Here is a 22,090-nt window from a genome sequence, read left to right as displayed (position 1 = left end):
CATCCCTGTCAAACGGGGCCAAATCGCGGCACCTTCCGCGCGGCTCACATCGGCCGTTCCCGCAATTCTCTGGACCCGGCCCCGAAAACTGGAATGATACCAGATCGATTGACCGCCTCCGGTCGATATGTCAGCCTTACTGACATATTCGCCGCGAAGACGGCGAAGCATGAGGCCGGGATCACCGGCCCGTCGGCGGGAACGACGATCCGGGAGGCCGAACATGGCCGAAGCACCACGGAAATCCGGCACCGGGGCGGGCGCGCTGCGGAGCGTCGCACTCGACGACAAATACGATCTCGACAAGCGCGAGGTCTTTCTCACCGGTACGCAGGCCGTCGCTCGTATGCTCTTGATGCAGCGCGAGCGCGACCGGCAGACCGGACTCGATACGGCCGGCTTCGTCTCGGGCTATCGCGGCTCCCCGCTCGGCGGGCTCGACCAGCAACTGATGCGTGCCGCCAAGCCCCTGAAGGCCGCGAATATCGTCTTCCAGCCCGGTCTGAATGAGGATCTCGCGGCCACCGCGATCTGGGGCACGCAGCAAGCGGGCTTGAGTGGCGAGGGCAAGCACGACGGCGTCTTCGCGCTCTGGTACGGCAAGGGGCCGGGCGTCGACCGCTCCGGCGACGTCTTCCGCCACGGCAACATGGCCGGCACCGATCCAAAGGGCGGCGTGATCTGCCTGATGGGCGACGACCACACCGCGGAATCATCGACCAACGCCCACCAGACCGAATTCGTGCTGGTCGACCGGATGATGCCGATCCTCAACCCGGCCGGGGTACAGGAGATCATCGATTACGGCCTGCACGGCATTGCGCTCTCGCGCTTCGCCTCGGTCTGGGTCGGCATCAAATGCGTCAAGGACAACATCGAATCGACGGCCTCCGTCGATGGCTCGCTCGACCGCGTCAGCATCGTCCTGCCGACGGATTACACCCCGCCACCCGGCGGTCTCGCCATCCGCCGCGAGCTCGATTTCGTCGAGCAGGAACGCCGGATGCACCTCTACAAGCGCGATGCGATGCTGGCCTATCTGCGCGCGAACAAGCTCAACCGCATCGTCACCCAGGGCGGCAAGAAGCCCCGCATCGGCATCGCCACCGTCGGCAAATCCTATCTCGATGTGCAGCAGGCGCTGGCCGATCTCGGCATCGACGAGGTCCGCGCCAACGACCTCGGCATCCGCCTGTTCAAGCTCGCCTGCCCCTGGCCGATCGACCCGGCCGAGCTGAAGGCCTTCGCCGAGGGGCTCGACCTGATCATGGTGGTCGAGGAGAAGCGCTCGCTGATCGAGGTCCAGGTCCGCGAGGAGCTGTACGGCGCCGCGCACCAGCCGATGGTGATCGGCAAGAAGGACGAAAAGGGCGACTGGCTCTTCCCCGTCCATGGCGCGCTCGATCCCAACGACATCGCGATCGCACTGGGTGGCCGCCTGCTGCAATACCGCGACGATCCCGCGCTCCGCGCCCGGCTGGAGGAGATCGCCCAAGCTCAAGGTCGCCTTGCCGAGGCGCAGGAAATCGCCAAGCGCACGCCCTATTTCTGCTCGGGCTGCCCGCATAATTCCTCGACCGTCGTGCCCGAGGGCTCGCGCGCCTATGCCGGCATCGGCTGCCATTACATGGTGCAGTGGATGGACCGCGATACGGCCGGCTTCACCCAGATGGGCGGCGAGGGCGCGAACTGGGTCGGCGAGGCGCCGTTCTCGAAGCGCGGCCATGTCTTCCAGAATCTCGGCGACGGCACCTATACTCATTCCGGCTCGCTCGCGATCCGCTGGGCCGTCGCGAGCGGCGTCACCATCACCTACAAGCTGCTCTATAACGACGCCGTCGCCATGACCGGCGGCCAGCAGGCGGAGGGCCATCTCTCGCCGGACCAGATGGCGCGGCAGGTCGCGGCCGAAGGCGTCCAGCGCATCGCCGTGGTCAGTGACGACCCCGGCAAATATCCGCCGGGAACGCAATGGCCGGCCGGCACGACGCTCCACCATCGCGACGATCTCGACGCCGTCCAGCGCGAGCTCTCCGAAACCTCCGGCGTCTCGCTCCTGGTCTATGACCAGACCTGCGCCACCGAGAAGCGCCGCCGCCGCAAGCGCGGTGCCTATCCCGATCCCGACAAACGCGTGATCGTCAACGAACTGGTCTGCGAGGGCTGCGGCGATTGCGGCGTACAGTCGAACTGCGTCTCGGTCCAGCCGCTGGAGACCGAATTCGGCCGCAAGCGCCAGATCGACCAGTCGAACTGCAACAAGGACTTTTCCTGCGTGAAGGGCTTCTGCCCGTCCTTCGTCACCGTGCACGGCGCGAAGCCGAAAAAGGCCGACCCGCTCCGGCTCGACGCTGCCGCGCTCGGCGAGGCCGAGTTGCCGGAACCCGTCGTGCCGGCGCTCGATCGCAGCTTCGCGGTGATCGTCACCGGCGTCGGCGGCACCGGTGTCGTCACCATCGGCGCGATCCTCGGCATGGCCGCGCATCTCGAAGGCAAGGGCTGCGGCATGATCGACATGGCCGGCCTTGCCCAGAAGGGCGGCGCCGTCTTCAGTCATGTCAAGCTCGCCCCCCGTCCGGACGATATCCACGCCATCCGCGTCACCGCCGGACAGGCCGATCTCGTGCTCGGCTGCGACTTGACCGTCACCGGCTCGAAGAAGGTGCTCGGCGCGATCCGGCCCGAATGCGGCACGGTCATCGTCAACACCGCCGAGAGTCTGCCGGGCGATTTCACCCGCAATGCCGATTTCTCGCTGCCCACCGAGCGCCTGAGGCGCGCGATCCTCTTGGCTGCCGGCCGCGAGCAGACGCATTTCATCGATGCCACGGCAGCGGCCGTCGCCTTCCTCGGCAACGCCATCGCCGCCAATATGTTCATGCTCGGCCATGCTTGGCAGCTCGGTGCCGTCCCGCTTTCGCGCGAGGCTCTGCTCAAGGCGATCGAGCTGAACGGCGAGGCCGTCGCCATGAACAGGCAGGCCTTCGAGCTCGGCCGCCGCGCCGCCCATGACCCGCAGGCGCTGGCTGGCCTCCTCTCGCAGAGCAAGGCGGCGACGCCGGCCCGCCAGCTGTCGCAGACGCTGGAGGAGATCATCGAGCGCCGCGTCGCCTTCCTCACCGCCTATCAGAACGCAGCCTACGCGGCGCGCTACCGCCACCTCGTCGCTCGCGTGCAGACGCGGGAAGCGGCGGTGATGCCCGGCCAGAGCACGCTGAGCGAGGCCGTTGCCCGCAACCTCTTCAAGCTGATGGCCTATAAGGATGAGTACGAAGTCGCCCGGCTCTACAGCGACGGCGCCTTCCGCAAGCAGATTGCGGCCACCTTCGAGGCCGAAGCCGGCGACGGCAAGCCGCTACGCTACGAGTTCCACCTCGCCCCGCCGCTGCTGGCACGACGCGATCCAAATACCGGCCTGCCGCGCAAGATGAGCTTCGGTCCGTGGATGATGGGCGCCTTCTCGGTGCTGGCGAAGCTCAAGGGCCTGCGCGGTACCGCCTTGGACCTCTTCGGCTACACGCAGGAACGCCGCACGGAGCGCAGGCTGATCGCGGATTACGAGGCACTGCTGAACGAGCTGCTGTCGAAGCTCTCGCAGGAGAATCACGCGCTCTGCGCAGCCCTCGCAGCGATCCCGGAGAAGATCCGCGGCTTCGGCCACGTCAAGGAACGGCATCTGAAGACGGCGAAGGCCGAGGAGGCGGCACTGCTGGCGCAGTTGCGCGATGGGCCGGCATCGGCGGCGCTGCCGCAGGCTGCCGAATGAGTATCGGGGCGTTCGGCGCCTTTGGTTCAACTTGAGTCTGTTCGCCGTCGCACGCCATATTGAGCCGACATTTGGCTTCAAGGACTGCTTGTGATCCCCCCCGAGGAACTGCGCGCCATCGCCTCCTGGTCCCATGATCTGTCCGAGGCCGAGTTCGAGGAGGCGCGACGCGGCATCTCCTTCAAGAGCTACGGCAAGGGTGCCTCGATCTGCCATGTCGGCGACCGGCTCGAGGCCTGGACCGGCGTGGCCGAGGGGCTGGTCAAGATGGCGACGACCTCGAAGACCGGCAAATCCGCGACCCTCGCCGGTCTGCGCGCCGGCGCCTGGTTCGGCGAGGGCACCGTGATCAAGGCCGAGGCGCGCCGCTACGAGCTGGTGGCGTTGCGCGAGTCGCGGATTGCCCTGATGCGGCGCTCGACCTTCCTCTGGCTGTTCGAACACTCGGCCGCGTTCAATCGCTTTCTCGTCCACCAGTTCAACGAGCGCCTTGCCCAGTTCATCTCGCTGGCCGAGACTGAGCGCACGCTCGATTCGACGGGGCGCCTCGCGCGCAATCTGGCCTGGCTGTTCAACCCGATCCTCTATCCCGATCTCGGCCGCACGCTGGCGATCTCGCAGGAGGAACTCGGCATGCTCGCGGGTATCTCCCGGCAGATGGCCAATCAGGGGTTGGCGAAACTTGCCGATCTCGGCCTGATCGAACTCGGCCATGGCAGCATCACCATCCGCGACCTCGACAGGCTCGCCCGCTACGAGGGATGACAAGCCGGCGCGGCACCAAATCGCATCTCGCGCGTTTCCTCTGCCGAACAGCCCTGGCTGAGAAAGGAAACGCCGTCATGTTTGGCCTCTTCGACCTGTTCGTAAAACGGGTCAACGACCAGATCGCCGAATACGCCGCAGCGCAGTCGGATATCGTCCGGCGCCTGTCGGGAAGTTGGTGCAACTCCCTCCAGCCGTACCAGCCGGCGAAAGTCCGCGCCGCGCCCCGGCATCCCGCTACCGCGTCGGAGCATTCGCCCGCACAGCAGCGCCGTCATATCTGAACGGCAGCCAACATCCGTGTTCAGATAGCATTGCGCTGGAACATGATCTGATGAGACGCGTCAAAAAAGGAGACGACCATGCGTGGAATTCTGATGGCCGCTGGCCTTTCCCTCGCTGCGATCGCTGCCACACCTGCGACAGCCGCACCCGTAACGCTCCCTCAGGCCGAAACTCTCGATCACTTGCCGGTCGAGTACGCTCGCCACACGCGCGAGCACCGCATGTGGGAAATCCAGCGCAACATGGAGCGGCAGCAGCGGCATAGCTATAATCGTGGCGGCCGCGGTTATGATCGCGGCTACGGCTATGGTCGCCGCCATGGTGGCCCGCCGCCCTGGGCACCGGCCCATGGCTATCGGCGTAATCACTACGAGCGCTTCTGATAGGCGCTCGCCACGATTCAGCGGCCCGCCATCCCCCGGATGGCGGGCCTTTCTACATCTCCCACGAAGATTTCACTTACGGCAGACACGGCAATTCCGGCTCGTTGAACACGGCCTCGATCTCATGGCCATCGGGATCGACGACGAAAGCCGCATAGTAATGCGGCCCGTAATGCGCGCGCAGGCCCGGCGCACCATTGTCACGCCCGCCATGCCGGAGCGCTTCCTCATGGAACCGGTCGACCGCCTCGCGATCCGGCGCGGCGAAGGCCAGATGGAAGCCCGGCCCTGGCGGCCGCTGCTCATCGGGCTTGAGCTTCAACGCGAGCTTGTCGCCCCCGCCCGGCACGCCATAGCCGACCGCCTGCCCTGTCTCGCCGGGCCTGAGATCGGACCAGACCCGGGCATAGCCGAGCGGCGCCAGCACCGCGTCGTAGAAGGCGCAGGCACGCTCGATATCGGAAACACCGAAAGACAGATGGTGAAGCATGAGCCGGTCCCTCACCATCGCAGGCACCACCGCACTCGCCGACTTAATCCGCCCGATTCGTGAAAAAACCAGAGGCGAATCAAGGATTTACGCAACAAGGCAGCACTTGAAACAAACCTCGGCGGGACAATAGTCACCAAAAGGCGAATTGTCTGTCAAGCGGGTCCTTGCGAAGATGATAGCCGCCTGCAAGTCTTGCATGAGAACGAGGTCGGGAACCGGCCCGCGGAAGTCGCCACGACGCATGGCGGCTCGACAGGGAGAACGCAATCGTGGCAAGCGGCACCGCCGGCCAGGCGGATACCTTTCCGAAATTGCTGTTGCGCAATGCGAGGGAACGCGCCGCGCGCGTCGCCTTCCGTCATAAGGACCTGGGCATCTGGCAGTCCTGGAATTGGGCCGAGGTCGCCGAGCACGTCCGCAACTTCGCCAAGGGCTTGGCAGATCTCGGTCTCAAGCGCGGTGAGAAGGTCGCGATCATCGGCCAGAACCGGCCGCGGCTGTACTGGTCGATGTGCGCGGCGCAATGGATCGGCGCGATTCCCGTCCCGGTCTATGCCGACGGCGTCGCCGAGGAGATGGCCTATGTCCTCGACCATGCCGAGGCGGTTTTCGCCGTGGTGCAGGACCAGGAGCAGGTCGACAAGCTGCTCTCGATCGCCGATCGCCTGCCCCATCTCCGGCATATGCTCTATGACGAGCCCCGCGGCCTGCGCGACTACGACCACAGCAGGCTCCACGCCATCGAGACGGTGATCGCTGACGGTGCCCGCGCGCTGAAGGACCCGCAGGCTGAGGCCGCTCTCGCCCGCGAGATGGAGCTGGGCCAGGGCTCCGATCTCGGCATCATCCTCTACACTTCCGGCACGACCGGGCGGCCCAAGGGCGTGATGCTCAGCCATTATAACGTGCTGATCGCCGCCGAGATCGGCTGCGGCTTCGACGGGCTGAACGAGACTGACGAGGTCATCGCCTATCTGCCGATCGCCTGGGTCGGCGACCACGTCTTTTCATACGCGCAGGCGATGCTGGCCGGCTTCTGCGTCAACTGCCCGGAAAGCCCGGACACGGTGATCGACGATCGCCGCGAGGTCGGCACCACCTATGCCTTCGCCCCGCCGCGCGTCTTCGAGAACATGCTGACCGTGACCATGGTGCGCATGGAGGATGCAGGCGCGCTGAAGCGGAAGATGTTCCACTACTTCCTCGACGTCGCGAAGCGCTACGGCGAGCAGATCCTGAACGGCGAGAGCGTGCCGCTGAAGGGTCGCCTGCTCTACAAGCTCGGCGACGTGCTGGTCTACGGCCCCCTGCGCAACCGCTTCGGCCTGACCAATATCAAGGTCGGCTACACCGCCGGCGAGGCGATCGGCCCGGAGCTTTTCCGCTTCTACCGCTCGATCGGCGTCAACCTGAAGCAGCTCTACGGCCAGACCGAGGCCGGGGTCTACATCACCATGCAGCCCAACGGCGAGATCAAGGCCGACACGGTCGGCAAGCCCGCGCCGATGGTCGAGATCCGCATCGACGACAATGGCGAGGTGCTCTACCGCTCGCCCTCGATCTTCGGCGGCTACTATAAGGACCCCGACAAGACCGCCGAGACCATGACCGAAGACGGCTATGTCCGCTCGGGCGATGCTGGCTTCTTCGACGACGGCGGGCACCTGAAGATCATCGACCGCGCCAAGGATGTCGGCAAGCTCGCCAATGGCGAGCTGTTCCCGCCGAAATACATCGAGAACAAGCTGAAATTCTATCCGAACATCAAGGAAGCCGTCGCCTTCGGCCAGGGCCGCGACCATGCGACGGTGGCGCTCAACATCGACCTCATCGCCGTCGGCAACTGGGCCGAGCGCAACAACGTGGTCTATGCCTCCTATCAGGAACTCGCCGGCCACGATCTCGTCTATGACATGATCGCCAAGCATGTCGACGAGGTGAACCGCTCGCTCGCCTCCGAGCCGATGATGGGCGGCGCCCAGATCAAGCGCTTCCTGATCCTGCACAAGGAGCTCGACGCCGACGACGGCGAGTTGACCCGCACCCAGAAAGTCCGCCGCGGCTTCATCGCCGAGCGCTATGCCCCGCTGGTCACCGCGCTCTACGACGGCTCGGACGCCGCTGACATCTCGACCGAAGTCACCTTCGAGGACGGCCGCAAGGGCGTGATCGCGGCCCGCGTCAAGGTGCGCGACGCCAAGATCTACCCGGTCGCCGGGCAGGAGGCGCCGTCCGCGGCGAAGGCGGCATGAACGCGGAACCGATCAACGTGACCGGCACACCCATCCGCGACAAGGGCGAGGTCCTGCTCTCGGTCGAGAACATCTCGCTGCGCTTCGGCGGGGTGAAGGCGATCACCGATGTCTCCTTCGACATCCGCAAGGGCGAGATCCGCGCCATCATCGGGCCGAACGGCGCCGGCAAGACCTCGATGCTGAACTGCATCAACGGCTTCTACCAGCCGCAGGAAGGCCAGATCGTCTTCAAGGGCGAGCGCCGCGCCAAGATGCGCCCGCACCGCGCCGCTGCCGGCGGCATCGCCCGCACCTTCCAGAACGTCGCTCTGTTCAAGGGCATGTCGACGCTCGACAACATCATGACCGGCCGTACGCTCAAGATGAAGAAGGGCTTCTTCTGGCAGGCTTTGCGCCATGGCCCGGCGATGCAGGAGGAGATCGCGCATCGCCGCGTCGTCGAGGACATCATCGACTTCCTGCAGATCGAGCACATCCGCAAATTGCCGGTCGGCAAATTGCCCTACGGCCTGCAGAAGCGCGTCGAGCTTGGCCGCGCGCTGGCGATGGAACCGGAACTGCTGCTGCTCGACGAGCCGATGGCAGGCATGAACCTCGAGGAGAAGGAGGACATGTGCCGCTTCATCCTCGACGTGAACAACCAGTTCGGCACCACCATTGCCCTGATCGAGCACGATATGGGCGTGGTGATGGACCTGTCCGACCGCGTCGTCGTGCTCGAATACGGCCGCAAGATTGCCGACGGCACGCCCGACGAGGTCAAGGCCGACCAGCGCGTCATCGATGCCTATCTCGGCGTGGCACATTGAGGAGCGTGGACATATGAGCGACATCGCCACCCGCCCCGCCCCGAACCTTCTCGCCAACCCGCTGGTCAAGGCCGGCCTGATCGTCGCGGCCATCGTCGCCGCGCTCGCGATCGGCGTCCGGCTCGACACCTCCAACACGCTCTATGCGATCTTCGTCGACCCGTTCCAGCAGATGGTCCAGGCGCCCGACCTGCTGGTGCAGACGATCTGGGAAGGGCTCGTCTCCGGTGTGCTCTACGCCCTGATCGCCCTCGGCTTCGTGCTGATCTTCAAGGCCTCCGGCGTCTTCAACTTCGCCCAGGGCATCATGGTGGTATTTGCGGCGCTGACGCTGGTCGGCCTCTATGAGAAGGGCGTTCCGGCCTTCCTCGCGGTCATCCTGACGCTCGGCGTGATGTTCGCGCTCGCCGTCACCATCGAGCGCGTGGTGCTGCGCCCGCTGGTCAACCAGCCCGACATCATCCTGTTCATGGCGACCTTCGGCATCACCTATTTCCTGATCGGCTTCGGTGAATCGCTCTTCGGCGGCAATCCCAAGCAGATGATCGCCGAGCAGCTCTACCTGCCGAAAGGCGCGGTCGATCTGCAGATCCTAGGCGGGCTGGTCTCACTGCAGAAGATCGATATCGCCGCCGCCCTGATCGCCTCGCTGATGATCGCCGCGCTTGCCGCCTTCTTCCAGTACACCCGCATCGGAAGGGCTCTGCGAGCAGTGGCCGACAGCCACAAGGCAGCGCTCTCGGTCGGCATCTCGCTCAACCAGATCTGGGTCATCGTCTGGTTCACCGCCGGCATCGTCGCGCTGATCACCGGCATCATGTGGGGTGCCCGTTCGGACGTCTCCTTCGCGCTGGAGATCGTGGCGCTGAAAGCCCTGCCAGTGCTGATCCTCGGCGGCTTCACCTCGATCCCCGGCGCCATCGTCGGCGGCCTGATCATCGGCATCGGCGAGAAGCTCGGCGAGTTCTACTGGGGCCCGCTGATCGGCGGCGGCATCGAGAGCTGGCTCGCCTATTTCATCGCCCTGGGTTTCCTGCTGTTCCGGCCGCAGGGCCTGTTCGGCGACAAGATCATCGAACGTATCTGAGGAGCCGGACGACATGCTCTACCGCGAGGCCGGCCAATACAAATCCAGCTATGCCAGCGACATGGCGGTCTTCCCCCTCAAGGAAGACCGGATCGGCATCGCCGTCATCCTGGCGATCGCCCTGGTCGCGATCCCCTTCCTGGGCAGCGACTTCTTCATCGCCTCGGTGATGATCCCCTTCCTCGTCTTTTCGCTGGCTGCGATCGGGCTCAACATCCTCACCGGCTATACCGGGCTGATCTCGCTCGGCACCGCCGCCTTCATGGGTGTCGGCGCCTATAGCTGCTACAAGCTCACCACCCTCTTCCCGGGCGTGAACATCATCGTCCTGATTCTGCTCTCGGGGCTGTTCTCGGCCGGCATCGGCGTGCTCTTCGGCCTGCCCTCCCTGCGCATCAAGGGCTTCTACCTCGCCGTCGCGACGCTCGCCGCGCAATTCTTCCTGCAATGGGCCTTCGTGCGCGTGCCCTGGCTGTTCAACTACAACGCCTCGGGCGCGATCGAGGTGCCACAGCGCACGCTCTTCGACATTCCCCTGACCGGCGCCTCCGCCACGCCCGAAACGCGCTATTTCGTCTGCCTCGGCCTTGTCGTGGTGCTGACCTGGTTCGCCTCCAACATCGTCCACGGCAAGCTCGGCCGCTCCTGGATGGCGGTACGCGACATGGACATTGCCGCCGAATTGATGGGCATCAAGCTGCTCAACGCCAAGCTGATGGCTTTCGCCGTCTCCTCCTATTTCTGCGGCGTCGCCGGCGCGATGATGATCTTCCTCTGGTACGGCGGCGGCGAGGCGGCCGACGTGTTCTCGATCCGCCTCTCCTTCAACATCCTGTTCATGGTCATCATCGGCGGCCTCGGCTCCCTCATCGGCTCCTTCTTCGGCGCGGCCTTCCTCTCGATCCTGCCGACGGCGTTGAAATTCGGCCTGCCGGCGCTGGGCATCCCGATCCAGGGCGCCGCTGCCGAGCATGTCACCTTCATGCTGGTCGGCGCGCTGATCATCACCTTCCTGATCGTCGAGCCGCACGGCCTCGCCAGGCTCTGGCAGATCGGGAAGCAGAAATTGCGGACGTGGCCCTTCCCGTACTGACGCGGGAGAGAGTCCAAGAAACGACCGGCACGATAGAAGCGCCGGCGAAAACAAGACGGGACCGGCTGGAACCGGCCTCGGAGGAAACGAACGGAGGAAGTCCATGAAGACCAGCAATCTGTTGAAGGGTGCCGCGCTCGGAGCCCTGTTCGCCGCCGGCGCCCTCGCCCCGGCGATGGCGCAGGACAGCGTCTACTTCGCCAACAACGCCTATCGCACCGGCCCGTTCTCAGGCTCGGGCATCCCGATCGGCGACGGCATGCGCGACTACATCGCGATGATCAACGAGCGCGACGGCGGCGTGAACGGCGTCAAGGTCATCTACGAGGAATGCGAGACCGGCTACGACACCAAGAAGTCGATCGAGTGCTACGAGCAGGCCAAGTCGAAGAACACCATCGTCTACTCGCCCTGGTCGACCGGCGCGACGCTGGCCGCGATCCCGCGCGCCCATGTCGACAAGATCCCGATCCTGTCGATGGCCTATGGCCTGTCTTCCTCGGCCGACGGCACGAACTTCCCCTGGGTCTTCATCCCGCCCTTCACCTATTGGGACGGCGCCTCCGTCATGGTGAAGCACATGGCGGCCGAGCTCGGCGGCATGGACAAGCTCAAGGGCAAGAAGCTCGGCCTGATCCATCTCGACGCGCCCTTCGGCAAGGAGCCGATCCCGGTTCTCGAGAACCTCGCCAAGAAATACGGCTTCGAGCTGAAGCTCTATCCGGTGGCCGCCGCCGACATGCAGAACCAGGGCTCGCTCTGGCTCTCGATCCGCCGCGACCGGCCGGACTATCTCTACAACCAGGGCTGGGGCGCGATGAACCCGACCGCGGTCAAGGAAGCCGCCAAGAACAACTTCCCGATGAACAAGTTGGTCGGCGTCTGGTGGGCCGGCGGCGATGACGATGCCCGCGCCGGCGGCGAGCAGGCCAAGGGCTACAAGTCACTGAGCTGGACGCTCGCCGGCACCGAGGCGCCTGCGATGCAGGACATCCTCAAGCACGTCGTCGACAAGGGCAAGAGCACGACGCCGAAGGAGAAGGTCGGCGAAGCGCTCTACAATCGCGGCGTCTACAACGCGATGCTCGTCGTCGAGGGCATCCGCAACGCGCAGAAGCTCACCGGCAAGAAGGTGATAAATTCCGAGGACATGCGTCGTGGCCTCGAATCGCTCAACCTGACCGAGGCCCGCCTCAAGGAGATCGGTCTCGGCGGCTTCGTCACCCCGACCACGATCTCCTGCACCGACCATTCCGGCCACAGCAAGATGTTCGTCTCCGAGTGGGACGGCACCAAGTGGACCAAGAAGGGCGACTGGGTCGAGCCTCTGAAGGACGAGGTCCGGCCGCTGATCGAGTCCAACGCCAAGGACTACGTCGAGAAGGCCGGCAACTGGCCCAAGCGCACCGAGTCCTGCGAGAAGTCGTCCTGATCTGACGGCAGCCGGCGGCGGCTCCCGCCGCCGGCACCCCTTTCGATACCGATTGTCCGGGAGAGGCCGATGTCGACCGCCACCCTCGAAAAGCCAACAGCAACGACCGCGAGCGACACCATCCTGTCGCTCAACAATATCGAGGTCATCTACGACCATGTCGTGCTGGTGCTGAAGGGCGTCTCGCTCACCGTGCCGCGCGCCGGCATCGTCGCGATCCTCGGCGCCAACGGCGCCGGCAAGACCACGACGCTGAAGGCGATCTCCAACCTGCTCAAGGCCGAGCGCGGCGAGGTCACCAAGGGCTCGATCGTCTTCGACGGCGAGCGCGTCGACAAGATGTCCCCGAACGAGCTGGTCCGGCGCGGCTGCATCCAGGTCATGGAAGGCCGGCACTGCTTCGGCCATCTCTCGATCGAGGAGAACCTGCTGACCGGCGCCTTCACCCGTCGCGACGGCAATGCCGCGATCAGGCGCGACCTCGAGAAGATCTACACGCTGTTCCCGCGCCTGAAGCAGCGCCGCTCGTCGCAGGCCGGCTACACCTCCGGCGGCGAGCAGCAGATGTGCGCCATCGGCCGCGCCATGATGTCGAACCCGAAGATGATCCTGCTCGACGAGCCCTCGATGGGCCTCGCCCCGCAGATCGTCGAGGAGATCTTCGAGATCGTGCGCCAGCTCAATGCCGACGAGGGCGTCTCCTTCCTCGTCGCCGAGCAGAACACCAACATGGCGCTGCGCTACGCGACCTATGGCTACATCATGGAGACCGGCCGCGTCGTCATGGACGGCGAGGCCAGGATGCTGCGCGAGAACGAGGACGTGAAGGAATTCTATCTCGGCGTCGCCGAGGGCAACAAGAAGTCCTTCCGCGAGGTGAAGAGCTACAAGCGCCGCAAGCGCTGGCTGTCGTGATCCCCAGCGATCCGGCACCGCCCCCGACAGACGAGACCCCGCCATGACAGAGCACCACGACGCGCTCGAAACCTGTTCGCCTGCCGCGCGCGAGGCCGATCTCTTCGCCCGCCTGCCGAAGCTGCTCGCCGCGGCCATGCAGGCACCGGCCTATGCCGAACGGCTCGCCGGTATCGATCCCGCCACCATCACCGACCGCAAGGCGCTGGCCCGCTTGCCGATCCTGCGCAAGGCGGACCTCCCGGCCTTGCAGAAAGCGGCGCTGCCCTTCGGCGGCTTCGTCGCGGAGGCGCCCGGCTCCTTCGGCCGTCTCTTCACCTCGCCCGGCCCGATCTTCGAGCCCGAAGGCACTGCGATCGATAGCTGGGGAGCGGCACGCGGCCTCTACGCCGCCGGCTTTCGGCCGGGCGACATCGTGCTGAACACGCTGAGCTATCACCTGACGCCCGGCGGCTTCATCCTGGATTCCGCCGCCCGTGCACTCCATTGCGCCGTGATCCCCGCAGGTCCCGGCAATATCGAACAGCAGATGGAGGTGATCACCGCCTACCGACCGAGCGCCTATGTCGGCACGCCCGATTTCCTGAAGATCCTGATCGAGGCTGCCGAAACACGCGGCGTCGACATCTCCTCGATCAGGCGCGCCGTCGTCTCCGGCGCCGCCTTCCCGCCCTCGCTTCAGGCCTGGGTCAGAGAGCGCGGCATCGACGCCTACCAGCTCTATGCCACCGCCGATGTCGGCGTCATCGCCTACGAGACCCCGGCCCGCGAGGGCATGGTGCTGAACGAGAACCTGATCGTCGAGATCGTCCGGCCGGGCACCGGCGATCCCGTCCCGGAAGGCGAGGTCGGCGAGGTCGTGATCACCAATCTCGACCCGCATCATCCCCAGATCAGGCTCGCCGTCGGCGACCTCACCGCCGTGTTGCCCGGCGCGAGCGCCTGCGGACGCAGCAACACCCGGATCAAGGGCTGGATGGGCCGCGCCGACCAGGCCGCCAAGATCAAGGGCATGTTCGTCCGGCCCGAGCAGGTCGCCGAGATCGCCAAGCGCCATGCCGAGATCGCCAAGCTGCGCCTCGTCGTCGGCCGCACGAACGAGACCGACACGATGACGCTGAAGGCCGAGATCTATGCCGAGCCCGCGGGTTTCGTCGACGCGGTCTCCTCGACCTTGCAGCAGGTGACGAAGCTGAAGGGCGCCGTGGAAATCCTGCCGCTCGGCGCGTTGCCGAACGACGGCAAGGTCATTGCCGACGAGCGCCCGGTGGGGTGAACCCGCGCGTCACCACGCGATCGGCTCCTCCTGCTGGCAATCCAGCCAGGCATTCGCCCGGCTGAAGGGCTTCGAGCCGAAAAAGCCCCGCCGCGCCGACAAGGGCGAGGGATGAGCGCTGGCAATGACCAGATGCCGGCTCTCGTCGATCAAGGGCCGCTTTGCCTGCGCCGGATTGCCCCAGAGAAGGAAGACGACATGCGGTCTCTGGCGCGAAACAGCTGCGATCACCGCATCGGTCACCAGCCCCCAGCCGAGCGAGAGATGCGAGCCGGCCTTGCTCGCTCCTTCGCGCACGGTCAGCGCCGTGTTGAGCAGCAGCACGCCCTGCTTCGCCCAGCGCGTCAGGTCGCCGTCGGCTGGCGCGGGCTCGGCCAGATCTTCCGTCCGCTCCTTGTAGATATTGACGAGGGAACGCGGCAAGGGTGGCGGGCCGACATAGGAGAAGGCGAGCCCGTTGGCATGGCCCGGCGTCGGATAGGGGTCCTGTCCGAGAATGACCGCCCGGACCATGTGGAGCGGCGTCAGCGCCAATGCGGCGAAGACCCGTTCAGGAGCCGGCGCCACGACATGCCCCGCCGCCCGCTCCGCATCGACGGCGGCGCAGGCGCGCGCCGCGGCTCCGCCCGCTGCAAAGACCGACAGCTCGCGCCAGCCCGCCGAATTCCCGCTCGCCAGGAAAGCAGCGAGCGCCTCCCTGCAACTCACTTCAGGACCGCCCGGCCTTCGACCCTGGCATCGACCGTGCCAAGCTTGCGGACATAGACCATGACTTCGTTCGCCATCAGCTTGCCATCGGTGAGACCGACCAGCGTCCGGCCACGGCCGAGCGCGGTGTAGCCGTCGCCACCCTCCAGCAGGAAATTGTTCGAAGCAACCGTGTATTTTGCGGACGGATCGATCGGCTTGCCGTCGACCGTGACGGCGATGACGCGAGAGCCTTGTGGCTGCTTGAGATCGGCTTCGAATGTCAGCCCAGACACGACCGCAAAGCGTCCGGCGCCCTGCGGCGCATCACGCAGACCGTTCTCGATCGCGTCCTTCACATCCTTGCCGGTGATTTCGACCATGACCGTGGCATTACCGAAGGGCAATTCGCTCAGCACGTCGCGGCGCGTCAGCTTCTGCCCGGCGGCATATTGCTTGTTGGCGCGGATGCCGCCGGCATTGGTGATGGCGAGCTGCGCACCGGTCGCGGCACGGATCGCATCGGCGATCAGGTTGCCGATCGCGGTTTCCTGCGTGCGGATGACGCCAGTGCGCGAATCGAGCGGGGCGGAGAGCGTCGCAATATCGACGTCCAGCTCCTTCGACAGCTCGGCCTCGTAGCCCTTGGCGATGGCGGCGATGTCCGGATCCGGCGTCGCCGATCGGGAATCATTGACGCGAAAGGTCGGGGTCCACGAAACCTGCCGCGCCGCGCCTTCACCCTTGACGCTGACGGCGATGTCGATCGCGGTAACGTAATTGCCCTCCTCGTTCGACTCGACCATCACCACCTTGCCGTCATAGGCGATGGCGAGGTCATGGTCGTGGCCGGTGAGCACGATATCGACCACGCGCGAGCGGACGATCTCGTAATCCATCGCGCGGTCGGCATGGACGACGGCGACGAGGATGTCGGCGCCCTGCCCCTTCAGCACCTTGGCCTCACGGCGCAGCGCCTCCATGGTCGAGGAGAATTTCAGGTCGCCGGGAAAAGAGATCTGCGGCGTCGAATCGAAGGCCCCGCCGATGACGCCCACCTTGATGCCGCCAAGCTCGAAGATCTGCGAATCCCTGTGATGCGGCAGGATATTGCCGGCGGCGTCGCGCAGGTTCGCCGCGAATGTCGGATAAGCCTGCGCCGCCGTCAGCTTGAGATAATTCTCCTTGCCGAAATCGAACTCGTGATTGCCGGGCACGAAGACGTCGAGGCCCATCTTGTTCTGCATCGCGACGATATGCGCGCCCTGGTCGAAGCCCGACATCAGCGAGGGCGAGTAGCAGTCGCCGGCATGGCAGAACAGCACCGGCACGCCCTTCGCACGCTCGGCCCTGGCGATGCCGGCGGCGCGCGCGAAGCCGCCGCGGCCCTTGTCGTCGCTCATTTTGTAGATGTCGTTGACGAGCAGCAGCGTGAAGCTGGGCGCCGGCTGCTGGGCCATCGCCACAGGCGCGGTCGCGGCGAGCGTCGCAGGGGCCGCCAGCACGCCGAGGGCCTTGCGACGGGTGAGCTTCGTCATGGCGCGAGCCTTATGTTCTGAGAACCGCTCCAGACTAGCAAGAGTGGTGGCCGTCTGGCCAGAGGAAGACGCGGCGACAAAGGCGATGGCAGCAATGTCGCACCTCGCCTTTCGGACGGTTTCGAGGCTGGACGAAAGCGTGAACTCGTCTAAATCACAGGGGCAAGGAGAGCCTGCGCTCATGACCGCTGACATTGCCACGGCGCCCAGCCGCGAGACCGCTTCCCTGCCGCCGGATCATCCCAAGGTGCGGTACGGGCGTATCGGCGTGCTGCTGTTGAATCTCGGCACGCCCGAGGGCACCGGCTATTGGCCGATGCGCGCCTATCTCAAGGAGTTCCTCTCCGACCGCCGCGTCATCGAGGAGCCGCGCTGGAAATGGTGGCCGGTTCTCAACCTGATCATCCTGTCGACGCGCCCCGGCCGAAAGGGCAAGGATTACGCCTCGATCTGGAACAACGAGCGCGACGAGGGTCCGCTCAAGACGATCACCCGCTCGCAGACCGAGCAACTCACGGAACGTCTGAAGCCGCTCGCCGGCGAGCGCATCGTCTTCGACTGGGCGATGCGCTACGGCTTCCCCGATGTGAAGAGCCGGCTGAAAGCCCTGCTCGACCAGGGTTGCGACCGCATCCTCCTGGTACCGCTCTATCCGCAATATGCCGCGCCGACGACGGCGACCGCCTGCGACCATGCCTTCCGGGCGCTGATGGAAATGCGCTGGCAGCCGGCGGTTCGCGTCGCGCCGCCCTATCATGACGACCCCGTTTATATCGGCGCGCTCGCCACCTCGATGCGCGCCTCGCTCGCCAAGCTCGACTTCGAGCCCGAGGTCATTCTCTGCTCCTTCCACGGCATGCCGCAGGAAAACCTGCTGAAGGGCGACCCCTATTACTGCCAGTGCGTCAAGACCTGGCGCCTGCTGCGCGCCGAGCTCGGCCTCGCCGAGGAGCGTTTCCCGTTGACCTTCCAGTCGCGTTTCGGGCCGGACGAATGGCTCCAACCCTATACCGACGAGACGGTGAAGGCGCTGGCCCAGGCCGGGAAGAAGTCGATGGCGATCGTCGCACCGGGTTTTTCTGCCGATTGCCTGGAAACGCTGGAAGAGCTCGACGGCGAGAACCGCGAGATATTCCTGCACAATGGCGGCGAGAAATTCGCCTATCTGCCCTGCCTCAACGATTCCCGAGAAGGCATCGACGTGATTGCCGAGGTCGTCCGGCGCGAATTGATGGGCTGGCTCTGAGCTAGCCCTCTCCGACAACGAAGCGGGCGACTCTCTCGGCAACCGGCCGCGCCTGCAGTATGCGGCGGTGCCCCAACCCTTCGGTTGCCTCCAGCCGGACGAACGACCCGGCCTCGGCAAGCGCCTGAGCGTGCTGGAAGCCGAGCTCGCGGTCCTGCCGGTCATGGATCACCAGCGTCGGCAGCCTGATCGCCTTGAGCTGAAGCGGCCCTTCGAACGCCGCGACCGGATTGCCGGCGACGACATGGATACGCCGCTCCAGTGCTGCCTGCCCGCGCTGGCCGAGGCCGAGGGCATGGCCGAACTGCCGGGTGATCCAGGTGATCGAGGACGGCGCGGCGATCAGCACGAGCCTGTCGGCGCTCACCACCGGCTGCCCCCGCACCGAGCCCGCCAGCGCGGCCAGCGCGATCGCACCACCGAAGGAATGCGTCACGATCGCATGAAACGGCCCGAATACCCGCGATACCGCAGCCAGGCTAGCGACGCCGAGCGGAAGATTGAGTTCGCGTCCGGTCGAAGCCCCATGGCCGGGCAGGTCGAAGGCGACGACCCGGTTGCCTTCGGCCAATAGCGGCTCGACGAAGCCCGCCATCGAAGCCGCATCCCCCGTCCAGCCATGGACCAGCAGCACCGTCCGGATCGACGCCTGCTCCTCGGGTTCGAAGATATAGGCCTGCACGCTCCCGCACGGAAAAGGAATCGCGCGCGGGCTCGCTTGCCGGAGCCTTGCCGGCAGCGCCTGTTCTCCCATCCTGCCGTTTCCGTTTCGCTTTGCCGGCCGCGGCGGGGTACAGAAGAGACGGAAGGCCAGCCAACCGGTCGTGCGCGGAGCTATGAGGCTCGCGGCCCGGACCAGCGGGCGCATGTAACGGAGGGCGGAAGCGCTCATGGCGAGGATCCGATTTTGTTCAACGCTGAACTATTATGTTCAGCCATGAACAAAAAGCAAGAGATCTCCGAGACGCAGACCCTGCCCTGGGACCTGCCGCGCTTCCGCAACTGGGTCTCCATCGCCCGCGCCCATAACATGTGGGAGAAGGTGCTGACCGAGTCGCTGGCGCCGCTCGGCATCCAGCTCGCGCATTACGACGTGCTCGCCAACATCTTCCATGTTCCCGGCCTCTCGCAGCAGGCGCTGGCCGAGAAGCTCCTGGTCGGACGCAGCGCGATGAGCATGCTGCTGCCCGTGCTGGAGAAGCGCGGCCTGATCGAGCGCCGCAACGACGAGGCCGACCGGCGCCTGCGCCGCCTCTGGCTGACGCCCCCCGGCGAGGCGGTCACCCGCAAGGCAATGGCGATCCATGTCGCCGAGATCGAGGCGATGATGCAGGTCCTCACCGACGAGGAATGCGATGCCGCGGGCGAGGCGATGCGCCGCGTCGGCAAGGCGCTCGAGGCGCGCAGCAACGCGATACCGAGTCGCCCCGTCAAGCCGTAGGGCGGCTGTCACGCTGAAGCCGCAGCAGGGCGCGGGCCGGCCAGGCCGGCCCTTCCCACGCTGTTCCCATCGCCTCGCTTCAGCATCGTGCCACCGTCACGCAACCGGCGCTCTCGCGCTCGGACGGGGCTGCTGGCCATGAAGCGCCGGCTCAGGCCGGCTTCTTTTCCTCGCCGAAGGCGGAGATGCCGCCATGCTTGGCCGACCAGGTCGCCGGATCGTTCAGGAAGCTCTCAACCTCGGCCAGGATCTTCGGCTCGAAATGGCCGCTCTCCTTGGCGACGGCGAGCACATCCCACCAGGTCGTGAGGTAATGCAGATTGATGCCGATCTCGTTCATCAGCTCGCGGCTCTTCGGGAAGATATCATAGTAGAACAGCACGAAGCAGTGCTGCACGTCGGCGCCGGCATTCCGCAGCGCCTCGGCGAAATTGACCTTGCTGCGCCCGTCGGTGGCGAGATCCTCGACCAGCAGCGTGCGCGCACCCTCGACGACCGAACCCTCGATCTGGGCGTTACGCCCGAAGCCCTTCGGCTTCTTGCGAACGTACTGCATCGGCAGCGACAGGCGGTCGGAGATCCAGGCGGCAAAGGGAATGCCCGCCGTCTCGCCGCCGGCGATGATGTCGAGCGACTCGTAGCCGATGTCACGCACGATCGTCGTCGCAGCGAAATCGATCAGGGTCGAGCGCAGGCGCGGATAAGAGATGATCTTGCGGCAGTCGATATAGACCGGGCTCGCCCAGCCGGAGGTAAAAAAGAATGGCTTGTCGCTGTAGAAATGCACCGCCTTGATTTCGAGCAACATCTTGGCCGCTTCACGCGCGATCACGGTCCTGTCGGTGGGGGTGAACAGGTTGGACATGGCGCGGTGTCTCCGGGCTGAGCGACGCCGCTCGCCGGGAACGGCAAGGGCTCTGGGGCTGGTCGAATTGGCAAACGGCCTCTTCTGATCGCCCTTTCCCAGCAGGTCAATCCCTTCGCGTGGCGATTTTTACCGCGGCCGGCAGCCTGTTTTGCAAGCTGCCCGCTCCAGCCGCCGCCAGGACCGCAGGATACCTCTGGCGTTACCGAAAAACGACCGTTGCAGCGTTTCCCACGACATCCACAGGCTCGGCTGCCGGCGATCATTGCGCCGGCTCAGGCCACATGAGATGCGAAATGATCCGAATTCGGGCGTGCCGTCTCGGCATCTCTGCTCGACGGACTCGGCCGGAGCAGCAGCAAGGGGCTTTCACCATGAGCGATCTTCAGGCGGCTGCCGCCGCACCCACCGAAGTCGACAGCAAGGCGCGCAAGGCCTTGTGGGGCGCGGCGATCGGCTATGCGATGGACGGATTCGATCTGCTGATCCTCGGCTTCATGCTCCGCGCAATCTCGGCCGATCTGCAGCTCAGCCAGGCGCAGGCCGCCTCTCTCGTCACCGCCACGCTGGTCGGTGCCGTGCTCGGCGGCATCGGTTTCGGCATGCTGTCCGATCGCATCGGCCGCGTCCGCGTCCTGACCTGGACCATCGTCCTCTTCGCCGTCTTCACCGGGATGTGCGCGCTGGCCCAGGGCTACTGGGACCTGTTGATCTACCGCACCATCGCGGGCCTCGGCCTCGGCGGGGAGTTCGGCATCGGCATGGCGCTGGTTGCCGAGGCCTGGCCGGCCTCGAAGCGCGCGCGCGCCTCCTCCTATGTCGGGCTCGGCTGGCAGGTCGGCGTGCTCGCCGCGGCGCTCGCCACCCCGCTGCTGCTGCCCTCGATCGGCTGGCGCGGCATGTTCGCCATCGGCATCCTGCCGGCGGTCGCGGCCTATTTCATTCGCCACTCCCTGCACGAGCCCGAGGTCTTCGTCGCCCGGTCCAAGGACCGGCCGAAGGAATCGGCGCTTGGCCTGCTGGTCAAGGATCGCGAGACCGCCAGGCTCAGCCTCGGCATGGTCATCCTCTGCTCGGTCCAGAACTTCGGCTATTACGGCGTGATGATCTGGCTGCCGAACTATCTCGCCACGCGGTTCGGCTTCCAGCTCACCCAGTCGGCGGTGTGGACGGCGGTGACCATCGGCGGCATGGCGCTCGGCATCTTCGCGTTCGGCCATATCGCCGACCGGATCGGCCGCCGTCCGGCCTTCTTCGGCTACATGATCGGCGCCGCCGTGATGGTAATGGTCTATTCGCGCCTGACCGACCCATTCCAGCTGCTGGTCGGCGGCGCCGTCATGGGCTTCTTCGTCAACGGCATGCTCGGCGGCTATGGCGCGCTGATCAGCGAGCTGTTCCCGACGGCGGCGCGCGCCACCGCACAGAACGTGTTGTTCAACATCGGCCGCGGCGTGGGCGGCTTCGGCCCCGTCGTGGTGGGTGCGATCGCAGCGGCCTACGGTTTCCAGACCGCCATCGCCCTGCTGGCCACACTCTACATCCTCGATCTCCTCGCCATGTGGCTCCTCATCCCGGAGAAGCGCGGCGCGGAACTGACCTGAGCCGGACGAAAGCTTCGGACACAGATGCTGAGGGCGCCAGTCGGCGCCCTTTCGCGTTCGAAAGCCGATGGCACCCCGGGAAATCCCGGCATAAGGCCCGAAAAGCAAAAAGCGCCGGGCGAACCGACGCTTGCATGCTTCTCAAGTCTT

19 protein-coding genes are annotated in these 22,090 nt (G+C 65.7%); 14 read left to right on the top strand and 5 right to left on the bottom strand.

Annotation, left to right across the window (positions count from 1 at the left end; all coding sequences use genetic code 11):
• Positions 1–223 precede the first annotated feature (223 nt).
• From J0I42_RS07635 to J0I42_RS07620, 4 genes are all read left to right on the top strand, one after another.
• Positions 224–3,766 (top strand): indolepyruvate ferredoxin oxidoreductase family protein, encoded by a 3,543-nt coding sequence (locus J0I42_RS07635; protein ID WP_291654219.1) that lies wholly within the window; start codon positions 224–226, stop codon positions 3,764–3,766.
• A 90-nt stretch (positions 3,767–3,856) separates the two neighbouring features.
• Complete coding sequence (locus tag J0I42_RS07630) at positions 3,857–4,531, top strand: Crp/Fnr family transcriptional regulator (protein ID WP_291654218.1); 675 nt, start codon at positions 3,857–3,859, stop codon at positions 4,529–4,531.
• 77 nt (positions 4,532–4,608) lie between these two features.
• Entirely contained in the window at positions 4,609–4,815 is a 207-nt protein-coding gene (locus J0I42_RS07625; RefSeq protein ID WP_291654217.1) for a hypothetical protein, read from the top strand.
• Positions 4,816–4,893: 78 nt separating this feature from the next.
• Positions 4,894–5,199: a hypothetical protein gene (locus J0I42_RS07620; protein ID WP_291654216.1), complete on the top strand. Its 306-nt coding sequence runs from the start codon at positions 4,894–4,896 to the stop codon at positions 5,197–5,199.
• A 76-nt stretch (positions 5,200–5,275) separates the two neighbouring features.
• Here J0I42_RS07620 and J0I42_RS07615 read toward each other — a convergent pair whose 3' ends face one another.
• Entirely contained in the window at positions 5,276–5,689 is a 414-nt protein-coding gene (locus J0I42_RS07615) for a VOC family protein (RefSeq protein WP_291654215.1), read from the bottom strand.
• A 269-nt stretch (positions 5,690–5,958) separates the two neighbouring features.
• On the opposite strand from J0I42_RS07615, the gene J0I42_RS07610 reads away from it, so the two are divergent.
• The 7 genes from J0I42_RS07610 (at position 5,959) to J0I42_RS07580 (ending at position 14,559) form a co-directional block, all read left to right on the top strand.
• Positions 5,959–7,944, top strand: a complete 1,986-nt coding sequence (locus J0I42_RS07610; protein WP_465247658.1) for an AMP-dependent synthetase/ligase — start codon at positions 5,959–5,961, stop codon at positions 7,942–7,944.
• Entirely contained in the window at positions 7,941–8,756 is an 816-nt protein-coding gene (locus tag J0I42_RS07605) for an ABC transporter ATP-binding protein (protein ID WP_291654213.1), read from the top strand. The genes J0I42_RS07610 and J0I42_RS07605 overlap by 4 nt, the downstream gene beginning before the upstream one ends.
• Positions 8,757–8,928: 172 nt before the next feature.
• Positions 8,929–9,843: a branched-chain amino acid ABC transporter permease gene (locus tag J0I42_RS07600; RefSeq protein ID WP_291654260.1), complete on the top strand. Its 915-nt coding sequence runs from the start codon at positions 8,929–8,931 to the stop codon at positions 9,841–9,843.
• 13 nt (positions 9,844–9,856) lie between these two features.
• Entirely contained in the window at positions 9,857–10,936 is a 1,080-nt protein-coding gene (locus J0I42_RS07595; protein WP_291654212.1) for a branched-chain amino acid ABC transporter permease, read from the top strand.
• A 103-nt stretch (positions 10,937–11,039) separates the two neighbouring features.
• Entirely contained in the window at positions 11,040–12,368 is a 1,329-nt protein-coding gene (locus tag J0I42_RS07590) for an ABC transporter substrate-binding protein (RefSeq protein ID WP_291654211.1), read from the top strand.
• Between the two features lie 69 nt (positions 12,369–12,437).
• Positions 12,438–13,283 (top strand): ABC transporter ATP-binding protein, encoded by an 846-nt coding sequence (locus J0I42_RS07585; protein ID WP_291654210.1) that lies wholly within the window; start codon positions 12,438–12,440, stop codon positions 13,281–13,283.
• A gap of 43 nt (positions 13,284–13,326) precedes the next feature.
• On the top strand, positions 13,327–14,559 hold the full coding sequence (locus J0I42_RS07580; protein WP_291654209.1) for a phenylacetate--CoA ligase family protein: 1,233 nt from the start codon (positions 13,327–13,329) through the stop codon (positions 14,557–14,559).
• A 9-nt stretch (positions 14,560–14,568) separates the two neighbouring features.
• Here the strand turns inward: J0I42_RS07580 and ung are convergent, their stop codons facing one another.
• A complete protein-coding gene (gene ung / locus J0I42_RS07575) occupies positions 14,569–15,267 on the bottom strand; it encodes a uracil-DNA glycosylase (RefSeq protein WP_291654208.1) in 699 nt (232 codons plus the stop codon).
• On the bottom strand, positions 15,264–16,784 hold the full coding sequence (locus tag J0I42_RS07570; RefSeq protein WP_291654207.1) for a bifunctional metallophosphatase/5'-nucleotidase: 1,521 nt from the start codon (positions 16,782–16,784) through the stop codon (positions 15,264–15,266). Before J0I42_RS07570 ends, ung begins: the two co-directional genes overlap by 4 nt.
• A 181-nt stretch (positions 16,785–16,965) precedes the next feature.
• On the opposite strand from J0I42_RS07570, the gene hemH reads away from it, so the two are divergent.
• Positions 16,966–18,030 carry a ferrochelatase gene (hemH, locus tag J0I42_RS07565; RefSeq protein WP_291654206.1) on the top strand — a complete coding sequence of 355 codons (1,065 nt, stop codon included), beginning with the start codon at positions 16,966–16,968 and terminating at the stop codon, positions 18,028–18,030.
• Between the two features lies 1 nt (position 18,031).
• Here the strand turns inward: hemH and J0I42_RS07560 are convergent, their stop codons facing one another.
• Positions 18,032–18,712 (bottom strand): alpha/beta fold hydrolase, encoded by a 681-nt coding sequence (locus J0I42_RS07560; RefSeq protein ID WP_291654205.1) that lies wholly within the window; start codon positions 18,710–18,712, stop codon positions 18,032–18,034.
• A 255-nt stretch (positions 18,713–18,967) separates the two neighbouring features.
• On the opposite strand from J0I42_RS07560, the gene J0I42_RS07555 reads away from it, so the two are divergent.
• On the top strand, positions 18,968–19,471 hold the full coding sequence (locus J0I42_RS07555) for a MarR family winged helix-turn-helix transcriptional regulator (protein ID WP_291654204.1): 504 nt from the start codon (positions 18,968–18,970) through the stop codon (positions 19,469–19,471).
• A gap of 151 nt (positions 19,472–19,622) precedes the next feature.
• Here the strand turns inward: J0I42_RS07555 and J0I42_RS07550 are convergent, their stop codons facing one another.
• Entirely contained in the window at positions 19,623–20,336 is a 714-nt protein-coding gene (locus J0I42_RS07550) for an orotate phosphoribosyltransferase (RefSeq protein ID WP_291654203.1), read from the bottom strand.
• Between the two features lie 374 nt (positions 20,337–20,710).
• Here J0I42_RS07550 and J0I42_RS07545 point away from each other — a divergent pair, with 374 nt between their 5' ends.
• Positions 20,711–21,940 (top strand): MFS transporter, encoded by a 1,230-nt coding sequence (locus tag J0I42_RS07545; protein WP_291654202.1) that lies wholly within the window; start codon positions 20,711–20,713, stop codon positions 21,938–21,940.
• Positions 21,941–22,090 lie beyond the last annotated feature (150 nt).

It is taken from the genome of Allobosea sp. (assembly GCF_017308015.1).
Lineage (GTDB): Bacteria > Pseudomonadota > Alphaproteobacteria > Rhizobiales > Beijerinckiaceae > Allobosea.
The sequence above is the reverse complement of the archived record's forward strand: the minus strand, read 5'-3'. Positions and strand labels throughout refer to the sequence as shown.

Bases quoted from the DNA above. Each gene is read 5' to 3' on its own strand.
- J0I42_RS07600 (WP_291654260.1), top strand. From the start codon at position 8,929: ATGGTCCAGGCGCCCGACCTGCTGGTGCAGACGATCTGGGAAGGGCTC.
- hemH (WP_291654206.1), top strand. From the start codon at position 16,966: ATGACCGCTGACATTGCCACGGCGCCCAGCCGCGAGACCGCTTCCCTG.
- J0I42_RS07625 (WP_291654217.1), top strand. From the start codon at position 4,609: ATGTTTGGCCTCTTCGACCTGTTCGTAAAACGGGTCAACGACCAGATC.
- J0I42_RS07605 (WP_291654213.1), top strand. From the start codon at position 7,941: ATGAACGCGGAACCGATCAACGTGACCGGCACACCCATCCGCGACAAG.
- J0I42_RS07595 (WP_291654212.1), top strand. From the start codon at position 9,857: ATGCTCTACCGCGAGGCCGGCCAATACAAATCCAGCTATGCCAGCGAC.
- J0I42_RS07620 (WP_291654216.1), top strand. From the start codon at position 4,894: ATGCGTGGAATTCTGATGGCCGCTGGCCTTTCCCTCGCTGCGATCGCT.
- J0I42_RS07635 (WP_291654219.1), top strand. From the start codon at position 224: ATGGCCGAAGCACCACGGAAATCCGGCACCGGGGCGGGCGCGCTGCGG.
- J0I42_RS07550 (WP_291654203.1), bottom strand. From the start codon at position 20,336: ATGTCCAACCTGTTCACCCCCACCGACAGGACCGTGATCGCGCGTGAA.
- J0I42_RS07555 (WP_291654204.1), top strand. From the start codon at position 18,968: ATGAACAAAAAGCAAGAGATCTCCGAGACGCAGACCCTGCCCTGGGAC.
- J0I42_RS07585 (WP_291654210.1), top strand. From the start codon at position 12,438: ATGTCGACCGCCACCCTCGAAAAGCCAACAGCAACGACCGCGAGCGAC.
- J0I42_RS07615 (WP_291654215.1), bottom strand. From the start codon at position 5,689: ATGCTTCACCATCTGTCTTTCGGTGTTTCCGATATCGAGCGTGCCTGC.
- J0I42_RS07580 (WP_291654209.1), top strand. From the start codon at position 13,327: ATGACAGAGCACCACGACGCGCTCGAAACCTGTTCGCCTGCCGCGCGC.
- J0I42_RS07545 (WP_291654202.1), top strand. From the start codon at position 20,711: ATGAGCGATCTTCAGGCGGCTGCCGCCGCACCCACCGAAGTCGACAGC.
- J0I42_RS07590 (WP_291654211.1), top strand. From the start codon at position 11,040: ATGAAGACCAGCAATCTGTTGAAGGGTGCCGCGCTCGGAGCCCTGTTC.
- J0I42_RS07570 (WP_291654207.1), bottom strand. From the start codon at position 16,784: ATGACGAAGCTCACCCGTCGCAAGGCCCTCGGCGTGCTGGCGGCCCCT.